Source organism: Pseudomonas sp. UBA4617 (assembly GCF_002386445.1).
GTDB lineage: Bacteria > Pseudomonadota > Gammaproteobacteria > Pseudomonadales > Pseudomonadaceae > Aquipseudomonas.
On record NZ_DGIR01000010.1, the window covers coordinates 36387 to 52355 of the forward strand.

Consider the following 15969-nt stretch of genomic DNA (forward strand, 5'->3'; position numbering starts at 1 on the left):
ATCATGCCCCGCGAAATCGCCTTCCATGGCGTGTACATGCCGACCATGACCTTGATGTTCCTGTTCGCCCTGGGCCTGGCCTGGGGCCTGGACCGGTTCATCGCCAGCCATGATGGCTACCGCTTCTTCTGGCACCCGGCGCTGCTGCGCCTGAGCCTGTTCGTCTGCCTGTTCGGCGCCTTGGCGCTGTCGCTCTACTGGTGAGAATCCTTCGATGAAAAAGTTCTTCAGCCTGATCGCCACCCTGCTGGTGCTGACCGCTGCCGTGGTGATCGGTCGCCAGTTGTGGCTGCACTACATGACCACGCCATGGACCCGTGACGGCCGCGTGCGCGCCGATATCATCAATGTCGCCGCCGACGTGCCCGGCTATGTGGTGAACGTGCCGGTCAAGGACAACCAGCGGGTGAGGAAGGGCGACCTGCTGATCCAGATCGACCCTGAGCACTACCAGCTCGCGGTCGACCAGGCCAAGGCCCTGGTCGCTTCGCGCAAGGCCACCTGGGAAATGCGCAAGGTCAACGCCAAGCGCCGTGCCGACATGGACAACCTGGTAATTTCCAAAGAGAACCGCGACGACGCCAGCAATATCGCCAATGCGGCCCAGGCCGATTACCAGCAAGCCCTTGCCGAGCTGGCGGCGGCCGAGCTGAACCTGAAGCGCACGCAGATCGTGGCCACGGTTGACGGCTACGTGACCAACCTGAATATCCACAAAGGTGACTACGCGCGCACCGGTGAAGCGGTGATGGCGGTGGTCGACGAGCACTCGTTCTGGGTATACGGGTTCTTCGAAGAGACCAAGCTGCCGCATGTGAAGGTGGGTGACCAGGCCGAACTGCAGATGATGAGCGGCGAACGTATCAAGGGCCATGTGGAGAGCATCGCCCGTGGCATCTACGACCGCGACAACCCGCAAAGCCGCGAACTGATCGCCGATGTGAACCCGACTTTCAACTGGGTGCGCCTGGCGCAACGGGTGCCGGTGCGTATTCACATCGATGAAGTGCCGGACGGTTTTCTGCTGGCGGCGGGGACGACCTGTACGGTGGTGGTGAAGCCGGGGTCGCCTTGAGTGGTGTGGCGCCTGTGGGATCGATCAGCGCCCGCGCGGCGCTCGATCCCACAAGCGATGAACCTCTCAAGTCATCCACCCGCAGCCCCGACCAATACCGGTACCTCAACCCGGTCAATCACCTTCGCGCTGACCGACGGATCCAGCAGCCGCCCCAGCCGCGACAGGTGGCGGTGGCCCATGATGATCAGCTCGCAGTTCAGTTCCTGTGCCTTGCTGACAATTGCCTCGGCCGGCTGACCGGCAACCATGCAGCCCTGGCTGTCGAAACCGGCCTGCTGCAATAGCTCCACCGCTTCGGCCACGGCGCGGTCACCCAGGCGTTGTTCCTCGCAGGCGGCGGGGTATTCCTCCAGCTCCTCGGTGGTGTAAGGCGCGGGTTTGTCGTGCACGGCGAAGGTCGAGTCGATGGCCAGCAGCACGTGCAATTCATGATCGCCGGGGTGGCAATAGCGACGGGCAAGGGTGAGCAGGGCGGCGGAAGCGGGGGAGGCATCGATGGCGATCAGGACGGGGCTGGGCATGCGGAATCCTAAGTTGAGGCTGGCTGATGTGCTTGCAGGCTCGGCCCTTTCGCGGGGCCTGCCCGCTCCCACAGGAATCCCACAATACTCGAGTAATGTGCAGTACCTGTGGGAGCGGGCTTGCCCCGCGAAAGGGCCGGGCCTGCCAATGCCTCATTTATGGCCGAACACGGCCGGTGGATAAATGCCCCGCCGCGTACGAGCGCATTGCGTCTGGTGCAATCCGCCAACCTGCTACCATCGCCAGATTCCACAGTTGTCACGGAAAACGGCCATGCAACTCCCCGACATGAACCTGCTCGTCGCCCTCGATGTCCTGCTCGACGAAGGCAGTGTGGTTGGCGCAGCACAGCGCATGAACCTGAGCCCGGCGGCGATGAGCCGGACCCTGGGACGGATCCGCGATGCCCTGGGCGATCCGATCCTGGTGCGCGCCGGCCGCGGCCTGGTGCCGACGCCACGAGCGTTGGCCCTGCGTGAGCAGGTGGCTGCGCTGGTGGAGCAGGCCGGTGAGGTGTTCCGCAGTGCCGGTGAGGTCGACCTGCCCAAGCTCGACCGGGCTTTCAACATCCGCACCAACGACCTGTTCATTGCCCTGTACGGCGCCCAGCTGTTGAGACGCATGCACGTGCAGGCGCCACGCACGGTGCTGCGTTTCGTGCCGGAAAGCCCTGGCGGTGATGATGACAGCGTGCTGCGTGACGGGCGTACGGACCTGATCATCAGCTCGACCATGGAGCTGGGCCCGGAGATCAAGGTGCAGAGCCTGTTCCAGACTTATTACGTAGGCCTGGCCAGGCGCGACCACCCGATCTTCGAACAGCCGATCACGCCTGCCAGTTTCGCCAGTTATCCACAGATCAGCGTGTCACGCCGTGGGCGGGCCAACGGCCCGATCGATGTCGAGCTGGCCAACTGCAAGGTACAGCGGCGGGTGGCGCTGATTACTCCGAGCTTTCATTCGGCGCTGTTCTCGCTGCCGGATTCCGACCTGATCCTGCCGATGCCGGCGAATATTCTCAACAGCGTGCACAAGCTAGGGCTGCCGCTGCGCTCGTTCGAAATCCCGGTGCCGCTGGAGCGGGTGACCGTTCTGCAGGCATGGCACCCACGCTTGCACAATGATCCGGCGCATCGCTGGTTGCGGCAGATCTTGAAGGCTTGCTGCAGTGTCGACCCTTGATACCAGGTTGGTTACGCCGCTGCATGTCCGCGAGCAGGCAGCCCCGGTTTTGACATGGATTGCGTCTGACGCAACATAAACTTACCGATAAGTCAGTTTTCGTCAGTATTCGACCTTCTTAGACTTGCTCCGGTCGCAAATTTGTTGCTGGAGATGTCCACCCATGAGTTCCCTGTCCGCCCCGTCTGCCGCGCTTGCCGCCCCTGCGCCGGCTGCGTCTGCGCAGACGGCGTTCGGCCTGCAGGTCGTGGTCGGGCTGTTCGGTGTATTGCTGGCGGTGCTATGCGCGGGGCTCAACGAATCGGTGACCAAGATTTCCCTGGCCGACATCCGTGGCGCCATGGGCATCGGTGCTGACGAAGGCGCGTGGCTGCTGGCGGTATATAGCGCGGCCTCGGTCTCGGCCATGGCGTTCGCGCCCTGGCTGGCCACCACCTTTTCATTGCGGCGCTTCACCCTGTGCGCCATCGGCTTGTTCGCGCTGTTCGGCCTGCTGCAACCGTTCGCCCCCAACCTGCACAGCCTGATGCTGCTGCGCGTGCTCCAGGGCTTCGCCTCGGGCGCGCTGCCGCCCATGCTGATGAGCGTGGCCCTGCGCTTTCTGCCACCGGGCATCAAGGTCTATGGCCTGGCCTGCTACGCGCTCACCGCCACCTTCGGGCCCAACCTCGGCACCCCGCTGGCGGGGCTGTGGACCGAATACGTCGGCTGGCGCTGGGCGTTCTGGCAGATCATCCTGCCCTCGGCCCTGGCCATGGTCTGTGTCGGCTGGGGCCTGCCGCAGGACCCGCTACGCCTGGAGCGTTTCAGGCAGTTCGACTGGCGGGGCGTGCTGCTCGGCCTGCCTGCCATCAGCTGTATCGTGCTGGGCCTGTCGCTCGGCGACCGCTGGGGCTGGTTCGATTCGCCGCTGATCTGCTGGCTGCTTGGCGGTGGCCTGCTGTTGCTGGTGCTGTTCATGTACAACGAATGGTCCGAGCCGCTGCCGTTCTTCCAGTTGCGTATGCTGTCGCGGCGCAACCTTAGCTTTGCCCTGGTTACCCTGGCCGGGGTGCTGGTCGTGCTCTCCGGTGTGGGCAGCATCCCCTCGGCCTACCTCGCACAGCTGCAGGGCTATCGGCCGGCGCAGACCAGCCCGCTGATGCTGCTGGTGGCGATGCCACAGTTGATTGCCCTGCCATTGACAGCGGCGCTGTGCAACATCCGCGCTGTGGACTGCCGCTGGGTGCTGGGCGTCGGCCTGGCGTTGCTGGCGGTGTCCTGCCTCGGCAGCAGCCTGCTGACCGCCGAATGGATCCGTGGCGACTTCTATCCGTTCTACCTGCTGCAGGTATTCGGCCAACCGATGGCCGTGCTGCCGCTGCTGATGTTGTCCACCAACGGCATGACCCCGCAGGAAGGCCCGTTCGCTTCCAGCTGGTTCAACACCGTGAAAGGCCTGGCAGCGGTGATTGCCGGTGGCCTGCTGGACGCCCTTGGCACCGTGCGCCGGCACTTTCACTCCAACCACCTGGTGGACAGCCTGGGCAACGCACCGCTGGTCGACGACAACGCCGTGGGCCTGGCCAGGCGTATCCACGAGCAGGCGCTGGTGCTGACCTCGGCCGACCTCTACCTGGTCATGGCCGGCATTGCCGTAGTCCTGATCTGCCTGATTCCTTTCGTGCCGACCCGGGTCTACCCGCCACGCGCAGTAGCCTGACCCCGGATGAATTCGAGAACCGCTGAAATGACCAACAACCGCAAAACCCTGTTCATCGGCTCGGTGCTTGCCGTGGCCGTCCTGGCCGGCATCGTCGGCCCCTGGCTGTTCGGCAGCGACCACCGCCAGAGCACCAATGATGCCTATGTGGTCGCCGACTACACCGTGGTCGCACCGAAGGTCGCCGGGTTCATCAAGGAGGTGCTGGTGGAAGACAACCAGCAGGTCAAGGCCGGCCAGTTGCTGGCGACCATCGATGCCCGCGACTACCAGGCCGCACTGGATGCCGCACAGGCGCAACTGCTGGTGGCCAAGGCGCAGAGCGCCGACGCCAGGGCCACTCTGGAGCGCCAGGCCGCACTGATTGCCCAGGCCGAGGCCGAGGTGAAAGCGGCCCAGGCCGAAGCCGCATTCGCCGACCATGAAGTGAACCGCTACAGCCGCCTGGCCGAGCAGGGCGCCGGTACCGTGCAGAATGCCCAGCAGGCGCGCAGCAGGGTCGACCAGGCGCGCGCACGCCTGGCCAATGCCCAGGCGGCGTTGGTGGCGGCGCGCAAACAGGTGGATATCCTCAGCGCCCAGGTGGCCAGTGCCGATGGCCAGCTCAAGCGTGCCGAGGCGGGGCTGGAGAAGGCCCAGCTCGACCTGTCCTACACCCGTATCACCGCGCCGGTGGACGGCATGGTCGGCGAGCGCGCCCTGCGCGTCGGCGCCTACGTCAACCCGGGCGCCCGCCTGCTGTCGGTAGTGCCGTTGCAGCAGGCCTACGTGGTCGGCAACTTCCAGGAAACCCAGCTGACTCACGTGCAGCCTGGCCAGGCGGTGAGCATCAGTGTCGACACCTTTGCTGGCGAAGAGCTGCACGGCCATGTGGCAAGCATCGCCCCGGCCACCGGGGTGACGTTCGCCGCAGTCAAGCCGGACAACGCCACCGGCAACTTCACCAAGGTGGTGCAGCGCATTCCAGTGAAGATCGTCTTCGATGACGGCCAGCCGCTGCTTGCCCGCCTGCGCGTGGGCATGTCGGTGGAGGCGACCATCGATACCCGTGGCGACACGCTGCAAAGCAAACAGGTGAGTGCGCGATGAAACCGGTATTACGCTTGAGCCCGTTACTGCTGGCGGTGTGGTTGACCGGCTGCACGTTGGGCCCCGACTTCCAGCGCCCCGACAGTCAGGCACCGCAACAGTGGGCGCCGCTGCGAGGCGAGGCGGCGGCCAGCCAGCCACAGGCCGAACCGCTGGAACTGCGCTGGTGGGAAAGCTTTCACGACGCCCGGCTGAGTGCCTTGATCCAGCGCGTTGCCGAGCGCAACCTGGACCTGCAGATGGCCAGCGCGCGTCTGCTGCAAAGCCGTGCCCTGCGCAGCAGCGTGGCTGCCGATGAGGTGCCGTCGGTGGATGTGAACGCCGGCTACAGCCGCGCGCGCAACAGTGCCGATGGCCTGAGCGACCCGTCCGGCAAGGCGGGCAAGGCAGCCTTCAACCTCTGGCAGGGCGACCTGGTGGCCGGCTGGGAGCTGGACCTGTGGGGCCGTGTGCGGCGTCAGGTCGAAGCGGCCGATGCTACCGTCGAAGTGGCCGAAAACGACCGTCGTGGCGTGCTCCTGGCACTGCTTGCGGAAACCGCCGGCAACTACATCCAGTTGCGCGCCGTGCAGCACACCATAGATGTGACCCAGGACAACCTCAAGGTTGCCCGGCACAGCCTGAAATTGTCTGAGGACCGCCAGGCCGAAGGCGTTGCCACCCGGCTTGACGTGGCCCAGGCCAGTGCCCAGGTTGCTTCGATCGAGTCGCGCTTGCCAAGCCTGGAGGCCCGCCGCGACGACTTGGTCAACGCCCTCAGCCTGCTCGCCGCCGAACCGCCGCGCAGCTTGCAGGCCGAACTGCTCAAGGGTGGCAAACTGCCTACGCCGCAGCAGAAGTTTGCCATCGGCCTGCCGTCCGAACTGGCCGAGCGCCGTCCGGACATTCGCCAGGCCGAAGCTCGCCTGCATGCTGCGACTGCCAGCATTGGCGTGGCCAAGGCCGACTTCTACCCGAGTATCCGGTTGTCGGGCAGCGTCGGTTTCCAGGCCATGCAGCTGTCCGACCTGGGTGGTTGGGACTCACGACGCTTCGCCTTCGGCCCTCAACTGTCGTTGCCGATCTTCGAGGGTGGCCGGCTCAAGGGCACCTTGGAACTGCGCGAGGCACAGCAACAGGAAGCGGCGCTGAACTATCGCAAGGTGGTACTGGGCGCCTGGCATGAAATCGACGATGTGCTACGCCTGTACAACGCCAGCCAGTTGCGCCGCGACCACCTGGCAGAGGCGGTGCGGCAGAACCGCATCGCCCTGGAAACTGCCCAGCGCCAGTATGTGGAAGGGGCGGTTGACTTTCTCAATGTACTGACGGTGCAGGGCGCATTGCTGGCCAGTGAGGAGCAGTGGATCGACAGCTCGGCGGCGGTGTCGCAGGCGCTGGTGGGGCTGTACAAGGCTTTGGGTGGTGGCTGGCAGGCATTCGACGAACAACCGCTGAAGAAAGCATGAAAGCCGGGCCGCTGTGCGGCCCATCGCCGGCACAGGTGGCCGAACACTCAGAGCGGGCGCAACAGGCCAAAGCGCTTGCGCAGCGCCCAGTCCAGCAACCGCCGCGGCAGCAGCCGGGCCATCAGCGGCAAGGCCGTGCTGCCATTGCCCAGGCGCACCATTGCTGGCACCGGCGACTTGCCGACTGCTGCCAATACGCCTTGGGCAAACACCGCCGCCGAAGTCGGTTTGTCCTGCGACGCACGTGCCCGAGCCTGCACCTGCTCACGCAACGGCCACCACGCTGAATCCGCCGCCAGCACCTGCTCGGCCTGGCGCTGGGCATTGCTGGCGAACTGCGAGGCAATCGCCCCCGGCTGCACTTCCATCACCCGCACGCCGAACGGTGCCAGCTCCAGGCGCAAGGCATCGCTCAGCGCATGCACAGCGGCTTTCGAGGCGCAGTAGGCACCGGCGAAGGGGGTGACCAGTACGCCGGAAACGCTGCCGATATTCACCACCAGTCCACGCGTACGGCGCAGCAACGGGAACAGCGCGCGGGTAACGCCCACCACGGCGAAGACGTTGGTTTCGAACTGCTGGCGCAGGGCGTCCACGCCGCCATCGAGCAACGGGCCCATGGCCCCGTAACCGGCGTTGTTGATGAGGATGTCGAGGCTTTCCAGTTCCTCGGCCAGGCGGGCCAGGGCTATGCTGTCGTTGACGTCCAGTTGCCGGGCAGTAAAACCGGCGGCGTGCAGTTGCTCAACATCTTCCGCCTTGCGCGCGGTGGCCCAGACATGGTGGCCGGCATCGCGGAAGGCGTCGGCCAAGGCGCGGCCGATGCCGCTGGAACAACCGGTGATCAGTACGGTGGGCATGGTTGGGACCTGTATTCCGGAGGCGATCAATTGGCGAATGTACCTTGCAGGCGCTCTGCCCGAAACTCCAGGGTCTGCGGCCGGTACCCGGAACGCAGTGGTGGCAGCGGCAGGCAGTCTTGCCATTCGGTCCCCGGTTGCAGCTCGCCCGGCCCGCGATAGCGCGGGGCGTTGTAGGTGTTCTCGGCCAGGTTCACGGTATCGCCCGGTGCATATGCTGCCACCCGCCAGCGCAGTTCGGTCAGCGGCACGTCGTTGCCGTTCTTCATGCGCACCTGCAGGGGACGGTCGGCCGGGCAGTGTTCGGGGGCGTAGGCCAGGCGCAGGTCCAGGCGGGCCAGCCGCGAGGTTTCGCGAGCGTCCTGCCAGACGACGAACAAGGCCACCAGGCCCAGGCCGCACACGGCCGCCAGCGAGATCGGCAGGGCCTTGGCCGGGTAGCGCAACAGCAGCACCAGCCAGGTAAGAATGAGAAAGGCACCGATGATCATGATGGGCTGATTCCGAGCAGAGACTCGGACATCTTGGAGCGCCATGCGGCAAGCTGCAAGGCACAAGAAAAAAGCGGGGCGGTGGTGAACCCGCGCTTGCAGATTCACCTCCGTCCCGCTTTTTTCCTGCAGCTGGCAGTTTTACTGCGCGATGGTCTTCACCGAAACACCACGCTCGATCGGCGTGGAAGTACGGCCATACACGTCCTCGAAGCGCTCGATGTCGTCCTCGCCCAGGTAGCTGCCGGATTGCACCTCGATGATCTCCAGCGGGATCTTGCCCGGGTTGCGCAGGCGGTGCACCGAGGCGATCGGGATGTAGGTCGACTGGTTCTCGGTCAGCAGGAACACGTTCTCGTCACAGGTCACCTCGGCGGTGCCGGATACCACGATCCAGTGTTCGGCACGGTGGTGGTGCATCTGCAGCGACAGGCTGGCGCCCGGCTTGACGGTAATGTGCTTGACCTGGAAGCGGCCGCCCATGTCCACCGAGTCGTACGAACCCCATGGGCGGTACACTTCCAGGTGGTTCTGGGTTTCGCTGCGGCCCTGCTCGTCGAGGGTCTTGACCATCTGCTTGACGCCCTGGACCTTGTCCTTGTGGGCAATCATCATGGCGTCCTTGGTCTCGACCACCACGATGTTTTCCAGGCCGATCACCGACACCAGCTTGCCGTTGCCATGGATCATGCAGTTGCGGCTGTCCTGCACCACCACGTCGCCCTTGGTGACGTTGCCGTTGTCGTCCTTCTCGTGCACTTCCCACAGCGACGACCAGCAGCCCACGTCGCTCCAGCCGGCCGACATCGGCACCACGCAGGCGCGCTGGGTCTTTTCCATCACCGCGTAGTCGATGGAGTTGTCGGGGCAGCAGGCGAAGGTGGCTTCGTCGATGGTCAGTACATCGCCGTCTTCACGGCTACGCTCCAGGGCCAGCACGCAGGTATCGTAGATGTCGCCGTCGTGCTTTTTCAGCTCTTCGAGGAAGCGGCTGGCACGGAACAGGAACATACCGCTGTTCCAGAAGTAGCCACCGGCCTGGACGAATTCGGCGGCGCGTTTCTCGTCGGGCTTTTCGACGAACTGGGCAACACGGGCCACGCCTTCAGGCAGCAGGGCGTCCTGGCTGGAGCGAATGTAGCCATAGCCGGTTTCCGGTTTGGTCGCCGGTACGCCGAACAGCACCATCTCGCCACGCTCGGCGGCCACGGTGGCCAGGGCCAGGGCACGTTGCAGGGCCTTCTGGTCGTCGATCACATGGTCGGCCGGCAGCACCAGCATCAGCTCGTCGCGGCCTTCGTTGACCAGTTTCATCGCCGCCATGGCCACCGCCGGGGCGGTATTGCGACCGAACGGCTCCATCAGGATGCCCTGGGTTTCCAGCTTCAGCGCGGCCAGTTGTTCCTGGACGATGAACTTGTGGTCCTTGTTGCAGACCACGATCGGCGTGTCCATGCCTTCGAAGACCAGGCGTTCCAAGGTTTGCTGGAACAGGGTGTGTTCACCGGTCAGGGCCAGGAACTGCTTGGGGAACTGCTTGCGCGACAGAGGCCACAGACGGGAACCGCTACCACCAGAAAGAATTACCGGGATCATCATGTTTCTCCAATAGTCGTTGAGAGGCAGTGGAATCAGTTGCTAGCCACGGGGCGAGTTACCCACACCGGCGACAAGGCGTTGCCGGAACCCGTTACATACAGCACTGCGGCTTCGCCGCGCTCCAGGGCGACCGGTTTCAGGTCACCCACTTTCTTGTCTCCTTGGTACAGTGCCAGGTTGACCTTGACCGGGTTGATCTCACGCTCGCCACGACCATTGGCGGCAACCGGCTTGACCACTTCGGTCTTGCCGTCGGCAGTCTTCAGGGTCAATTGCTGGTCGCTCAGGTTCTGCACGCGAACCAGGGCTTTCTGCTTGTTCTTGAACGGTGGCTCTTCGATCAGCTTCGGGTTGCCATTGGCGCTGTTGACCAGGGTGTAGTACTTGTCCGAGGCCAGCTTGACCGGCACGCTCTTGCCGCCGACCTGGGCGGTGTAGTCACCGCCTGGCAGGAAGCTGAAATCGCTGCTGGCCTGGGCGCCAACCTGCTTGATCTGGGTGTTGCCGACCGAGGCTGCGGTCGGGGTGCTGGTAGCGTTGTACAGGCGCACGAAGGTCGAACCTTTCGGTGCACTCGGGCCGTACAGCGCGGCGTCGGCACCGGCGAATGCCTGCATCGAGGCCAGGGACAGGCCGGCCGCGAGGGTGAGGGCTTTGGCAATGGAAGTTTTGGTAGTCATTGGCGTGTTCCTCTCTATCAGTGGTTCGTCCGGGTGGACGACAAGGCCAGGTTTTCTTCGGATTTACGGGAGTTCTTCAGCTGCGCGATCCACTGCGGGTCGAAGCTGCTGAGGTCGTTCTTCATTGGCAGATAACGTTCGGGGAATTCCCACACCACCACTTGCGGTGCAGCGCTCTTGAAGGCATCGCTTTGCAGGTACTTGAGCATTGGCAGCAGCGGGCCGTGGCCGTCTTCGGCGTAGTTGGCCACGTCGCTGCGCAGGGCCTGCTGCAGCGCGCCGAGGAAATTCCAGTGCGGGTTGGCGCTGTAGCTGGTGCCTACCAGGGCAACCGGGATCTGCTTGTCGGCGAACAGTGCGTCACCGGCTTCACCCTCGGCCTCGACCGGGCGGGTGGTGCGCTTCTGCAGGTTGTCCGGAGCCGGCAACAGGTTGCTGAACAGTGGGTCCAGTGGCAGGAAGTTGGTCAGGTCGCCCTTGTACGGCGTGGTGCTGCCGGCTTCGGTGACGAACGTCTGTGGCTCGCCGTTGAGCAGGCTTTGCCGGCTGACCGCTTCGGCCAGTGCCTGCGCTGCCACTTCGGCGCCCATCGGCGTCCAGTGGGTGTCGGTGCGCAGGAACACCTGGCCGCGGGCCTTGGCCTGTTCAAGCGGGGCCATCAGGTCTGGGGCGAACACGTTGGCCTGGCGGGCCTGGGCGTGGAACTGGTTGTACAGGTCGCCATGCAGGCTGGTCGGCAGTTCCTTGCCCAGGTATTCGGCGTATACCCTTGCCTTGGCCGGCACGATCGCCAGCACCAGCTGGCTGCCGTGCTGCTGCAAGGTGTCGCGTACGCCACGGATCAGCGCCAGGTTTTCCGCCATCAGCTGCTCGGCCCCGGGGGTGGGCTTGAATTCTTCGTCGCTGAACAGCCACTGGTCGCGGCCCAGTACCACACCGGGGCGGCCTTCATTGAACAGCTTGAAATCCATCGCCGCCCACAAGTTGGTGCCCAGGCGCTTGATCGGGAAGTGTTCGTCGTAGTGGGTCTCGGCGGCCTTGGCCAGCTTGCCGTTGAGCAGGGTCATCTGCTCGGTGCGCTGGAAGCTTTGCAGGCCACCGGTCGACCACACGCCCATGCCTACCAGCAGGCCGAGGAACGACAGTGAATAGGTGATGCGTAAGGTGCGGGTCATGTCATCCACCTCAGAACTGGAAGTAGAGGAACGGCGAGTAGCTCTGCGCCGAAAGCTTGAGGATCGAGGCCACGAACAGCAGCAGCACCAGGGCGCGGGTCATCACGCGGGTCCAGTCAAGGCCGATCGAACCGTCGGCGTTGACCGCCACCGGGGTGGCCTTGGGCGTCGGCCTGGCATTGCGATAGAAGTCACGCAGGCCGAAGAACGCCAGGGTGATGTAGGCGACCACCAAGGTGGCGACCTGCAGGCCGGTCAGCTGGGCGCGGTTGAGTTCCGACAGCTGCCAGTCGCCGAAGCTGAACATGGCGCCGTACATGCGGCCGGCCACTTCGAGGTTTTCGGCGCGGAAGATCACCCAGCCGACCACCACCAGCAGGAAGGTGAAGGCCCACTTCACCGGGTTGAAGCGCTGCGGGTTGGTGTCGATGCCCAGTGCGCGCTCGATGGCCAGCCACATGCCGTGCCATGCACCCCAGATGATGTAGGTGAAGTTGGCGCCATGCCACAGGCCGCCCAGCAACATGGTCAGGAACAGGTTGCGGTAGGTGTTGAAGGTGCCTTTGCGGTTACCGCCCAGGGTGATGTACAGGTAGTCGCGTAGCCAGGTCGACAGGCTGATGTGCCAGCGCCGCCAGAACTCGGTGATCGACTGGCTGATGTATGGCTGCTTGAAGTTCTCCATGAAGCGGAAGCCCATCATCAGGCCCAGGCCGATGGCCATGTCGCTGTAACCGCTGAAGTCGAAATACAGCTGCGCGGTGTAGGCCAGGGCACCTAGCCAGGCATCGCCGGTAGTCGGGTTCTGCAGGGCGAAGCAGTGGTCGGCGACGACGGCCAGGGTGTCGGCGATGAACACTTTCTTGATGAAGCCCTGCATGAAGCGGGTGCAGCCTTCGGAGAACTTGTCCAGGGTGTGGGTGCGGTTGTTGAACTGGTCGACCAGGTCCTTGAAGCGCAGCACGGGGCCGGCGATCAGGTGCGGGAAGATCGCCACGAACGCGGCGAAGTCGATCAGGTTGCGCGTGGCCGGGGTGTCGCCGCGGTACACGTCGATGATGTAGCTGATCGACTCGAAGATGTAGAACGAGATACCGATCGGCAGCAGCACGTGGGTGAGGATGAACGGCTCCAGGCCGAACGAGGTGATGATCGCGTTCAGGCTGTCGACGCCGAAGTTGGCGTACTTGAAGTAGCCGAGGATCGCCAGGTCGACACCCACGCCGAGCAGCAGCCAGCGCTGGGCGGGCTTGGTGCGGACACCGGCGGCGCCGACTTTCAGGCCGATCCAGTAGTTCCACAGGGTGACCCCGGCGAACAATGCCAGGAAGTCCACTCGCCACCAGGCGTAGAAGATGTAGCTGGCGACCAGCAGCAACAGGTTGCGATAACGTTGCCCGCTCAGGTAGTACAAGCCGAGGAAGATCGGCAAGAACAGGAACAGGAACACGTTGGACGAGAAGACCATCCCGGTTCTCCTTTTTGTTCACAGCATCCGGGGCAAAGCGCCCCCCAAACCCCCCACACCAATGTGGGAGATACCTAGTCCCCCTGTAGTCGCGGATAAATCCGCGCCTACAGGAATTGCGTTACTTTCTGGCTTCCGCGCTCGGGTCGTAGACCCGGGTCAGGTCGCCGCCCAGCCGGAAGCTGTTGAATGGCTGCATCCCGCGCTTGCGTTGCAGGGTGTCGGCGCTGCACGCATACAGGCTGCAATAGGGCTCCATCCACGAGTACTTGCTGTCGATCTTCAGGTCTTGCATGTCCTGCTTCTCGCCATTGCGCGCCTTGAATGTGCTCGGGTCCTTGACGCCGGCCAGCACCCGCTGCGCCAGGCGCTGCAGGGCGTTGTCGTTCTCGCTGCGCACATCCACGCCGTTGACCTGGGCAAAACTGGCAATCATCGCCAGCGGCGGCAGGGCGTAGTTGTGGTAGGCCAGGGCACGTTGCTTGCGCTTCAGCTCGTTGGGCAGGAAACCCTGCGCATCGACCTGGTTGGCGCCAATCCGGTATTCCTTCACGGCCCAGTCAAAGAGGTCGCGCCGGTCGGTGGCCACGGCGGTGGCCATCACTGCCCAGGCTGCCCAGTAGCTGTGGTTGTTGATCTTCTCCAGCGGCAGGTCGCTCCAGTCGCGCACGGTCTGCTCGGCGAGGCGGGCGAACCATTTCTCGATCAGCTCGGCCTCGGCCTGGTGCGCGGCCAGCGGCTGCGAGTTGGAGAACTTCAGGCGCAGCCACGAACCGCTCATGCTGCCCAGCGCCCATTTGCGCATCGACTTGCCGGTGTGGTTGTAGTCGGTAGACATCAACGCATCGGCACGTGCCCAGCTGCCCAGCCAGGCCAGGGCGCACTCGAGTTGCGCCGGGCGACCGTCACGCATGTACTGGCCGATCATCTTGCTCACGCCTTTCTCAAGCGTGGTGATGTCTTCGGTGGACTTGCGAAAGGCCTTTTCCGAGCTGGCGTTCAGGGTGGCCCGCGCCTTGTCCGAACCTTCGTACTTGCTGCGAAACTGCAGGGCCCCGGTGTACGGCTGGGGCACAGCCTCACAGCGGAAGTTACCGTCGCCGGTCTTGAGCTTTTCGATCCCTTCGTAGTACCCCTGCGGCGGTACCAGTGCGGCGTGCGCGGCACTGCCGCACAAGGCCAGGCCGAGCAGGGCAGGGCGGAAAATTCGCTTGAATGCAGTCATGGTCGCCTCACTGGCCGGCCTGCGCGGTCTGCGCGGGCACGGCGAAGTTGTTGCGTTTGCAGAGCTTGGCCTCGACCTTCTGAGTACCGCTTTCCGGGCCCTGTACCTCGAAGGCCAGCAGGCTCTGGCTGGCCCAGTCCTCGTCTTCGCGCATCTGGAAGACGAAGCGGCCATCGGTCTCGGCGGTTTCCGGTTTTTCCAGCTTGATGTCCTCGTGGCGGCCGTTGAGGTACCACAGGGTGGCCTGCAGGACTTTCACCGACGGGTCCTCGAACTTCACGTCCATCTGGATGTTGCGGTTGACCAGGTCCTTGATCACGCCGCCCTTGCCGTTCACCATCAACTCGTTCTTGCCGGGCTTGAGGGTGGTGCTGGCACTCATCAGCGCCGGGCGGTTATCGCAGCCGTCATCGAGCAGGCCGAGGATCTGCCGCCAGATGGTCTCCTGGTCCAGGCGGTACAACGGGGAGAATTCCCAGATCAGGATCTTCGGCGGGTTCTTCTTGAACTCTTCGCTGCCCAGGTACTGGATCATCGACCCTTCCAGGCCACCGCCGGGGAAGGCGACGTTGAGCACATCGGCACCGATGTACTGTTGCAGGAAGCCGGCGAAGTTGTAGTTCTTGCCACTATGGCTGGTACCGACCAAGGTGATCTGGGCGTTGCCGGCGTCACCGAACAGGTCGTCACCGCCACCGTCGGAGCCCTTCGGCTCGGTGGCGAACTGGTCCATGTACTGCACTGCATAGCTGGTGCCGCAAAGCTGGCCGGCAACGTTATGCAGGGTGCCGGTCTTGCCCATGCGGCCGGACTTCTTCGTCTCGAATTCCTTGCGCGGGATGCCTTCGAAAGCTGGCATCTTGTGCACGGTTTCGGCCACGATCTTCGCCGCGCGCTCGGCGCCGTACGGCGTCCAGTGCTGGTCGCCACGGAAGTAGAAGTCCTTGCCCTGGTCGGCGGCGGCCAGCTGTTCGTTGGTCAGCGGCGACAGGTCGGGCACGTTGTAGCCCATGCTGGCGAAGCGCTTGAGCATGGCCTGGTAGTTGCCCAGCGCCTTCTGGTAGTCGAAGGCGGCTTTTTCCGCCGGGTTGAGCATGTTGCGGTTCACCAGGCCACGGGTCGGCTGGTACACCACCACCAGTTCCACGCCGCGCTTCTTGAACGCGTCATGCACCTGCTGCAGGCGCTTGTAGCCAGCCGGGGTGGTGGTGAACTCGGTGCGCAGGTCTTCGCGGGTACGGAACAGCCAGTCACCCTGGGCCTGCACCAGCGTGGTGAAGTTCTGCTGATAGCGGGTGGTGTAGCGGCTGGGGTCGTGCGCTTCCGGGCACAGCTGGCAGCAAGGCTCGGCGGTGAAGGTCGGGGCCTTCACTTCGTCGGCGCTCACGCCCTGGCTGATGGCCAGGAGGGCAGTGGACAGGCCCAGCAGTTTCATCAGGTGTGGAGTCAT

15 protein-coding genes are annotated in these 15969 nt (G+C 64.2%); 6 read left to right on the top strand and 9 right to left on the bottom strand.

Annotated features, from left to right (window positions below; genetic code table 11):
- Positions 1 to 3: 3 nt before the first annotated feature.
- Together B4L76_RS03545 and B4L76_RS03550 are read left to right on the top strand one after the other, a co-directional pair.
- The gene (locus B4L76_RS03545; protein WP_008097766.1) at positions 4 to 204 is read left to right on the top strand and encodes a DUF1656 domain-containing protein; all 201 of its coding nucleotides are present in this window, start codon (positions 4 to 6) and stop codon (positions 202 to 204) included.
- A gap of 10 nt (positions 205 to 214) precedes the next feature.
- Positions 215 to 1075, top strand: a complete 861-nt coding sequence (locus B4L76_RS03550) for an HlyD family secretion protein (RefSeq protein ID WP_296230548.1) — start codon at positions 215 to 217, stop codon at positions 1073 to 1075.
- Between the two features lie 71 nt (positions 1076 to 1146).
- On the opposite strand, the gene B4L76_RS03555 is transcribed toward B4L76_RS03550, so the two are convergent.
- On the bottom strand, positions 1147 to 1599 hold the full coding sequence (locus tag B4L76_RS03555) for a universal stress protein (protein ID WP_296230549.1): 453 nt from the start codon (positions 1597 to 1599) through the stop codon (positions 1147 to 1149).
- 274 nt (positions 1600 to 1873) lie between these two features.
- On the opposite strand from B4L76_RS03555, the gene B4L76_RS03560 reads away from it, so the two are divergent.
- From B4L76_RS03560 to B4L76_RS03575, 4 genes are all read left to right on the top strand, one after another.
- A complete protein-coding gene (locus tag B4L76_RS03560) occupies positions 1874 to 2782 on the top strand; it encodes a LysR family transcriptional regulator (RefSeq protein ID WP_296230550.1) in 909 nt (302 codons plus the stop codon).
- Positions 2783 to 2945: 163 nt separating this feature from the next.
- The gene (locus B4L76_RS03565) at positions 2946 to 4484 is read left to right on the top strand and encodes an MFS transporter (RefSeq protein ID WP_296230552.1); all 1539 of its coding nucleotides are present in this window, start codon (positions 2946 to 2948) and stop codon (positions 4482 to 4484) included.
- 27 nt (positions 4485 to 4511) lie between these two features.
- Positions 4512 to 5573, top strand: coding sequence for an HlyD family secretion protein (locus B4L76_RS03570; protein ID WP_296230553.1), 1062 nt, complete (start codon positions 4512 to 4514; stop codon positions 5571 to 5573).
- Positions 5570 to 7021: an efflux transporter outer membrane subunit gene (locus B4L76_RS03575; protein ID WP_296230554.1), complete on the top strand. Its 1452-nt coding sequence runs from the start codon at positions 5570 to 5572 to the stop codon at positions 7019 to 7021. Before B4L76_RS03570 ends, B4L76_RS03575 begins: the two co-directional genes overlap by 4 nt.
- 47 nt (positions 7022 to 7068) lie before the next feature.
- Here the strand turns inward: B4L76_RS03575 and B4L76_RS03580 are convergent, their stop codons facing one another.
- From B4L76_RS03580 to B4L76_RS03615, 8 genes are all read right to left on the bottom strand, one after another.
- Complete coding sequence (locus tag B4L76_RS03580) at positions 7069 to 7881, bottom strand: SDR family oxidoreductase (RefSeq protein ID WP_296230555.1); 813 nt, start codon at positions 7879 to 7881, stop codon at positions 7069 to 7071.
- A 26-nt stretch (positions 7882 to 7907) separates the two neighbouring features.
- Complete coding sequence (locus B4L76_RS03585; RefSeq protein ID WP_296230557.1) at positions 7908 to 8372, bottom strand: multidrug transporter; 465 nt, start codon at positions 8370 to 8372, stop codon at positions 7908 to 7910.
- 141 nt (positions 8373 to 8513) lie between these two features.
- Entirely contained in the window at positions 8514 to 9968 is a 1455-nt protein-coding gene (locus B4L76_RS03590; protein ID WP_296230599.1) for a mannose-1-phosphate guanylyltransferase/mannose-6-phosphate isomerase, read from the bottom strand.
- A gap of 35 nt (positions 9969 to 10003) precedes the next feature.
- On the bottom strand, positions 10004 to 10651 hold the full coding sequence (locus B4L76_RS03595) for an alginate O-acetyltransferase AlgF (RefSeq protein WP_296230558.1): 648 nt from the start codon (positions 10649 to 10651) through the stop codon (positions 10004 to 10006).
- A 17-nt stretch (positions 10652 to 10668) separates the two neighbouring features.
- A complete protein-coding gene (locus B4L76_RS03600) occupies positions 10669 to 11826 on the bottom strand; it encodes an alginate O-acetyltransferase (RefSeq protein ID WP_296230559.1) in 1158 nt (385 codons plus the stop codon).
- A gap of 10 nt (positions 11827 to 11836) precedes the next feature.
- The gene (locus B4L76_RS03605; protein ID WP_225779196.1) at positions 11837 to 13294 is read right to left on the bottom strand and encodes an MBOAT family O-acyltransferase; all 1458 of its coding nucleotides are present in this window, start codon (positions 13292 to 13294) and stop codon (positions 11837 to 11839) included.
- A 121-nt stretch (positions 13295 to 13415) separates the two neighbouring features.
- Entirely contained in the window at positions 13416 to 14519 is a 1104-nt protein-coding gene (locus tag B4L76_RS03610) for a mannuronate-specific alginate lyase (protein ID WP_296230562.1), read from the bottom strand.
- A gap of 7 nt (positions 14520 to 14526) precedes the next feature.
- A complete protein-coding gene (locus tag B4L76_RS03615; protein ID WP_225779194.1) occupies positions 14527 to 15969 on the bottom strand; it encodes an alginate O-acetyltransferase in 1443 nt (480 codons plus the stop codon).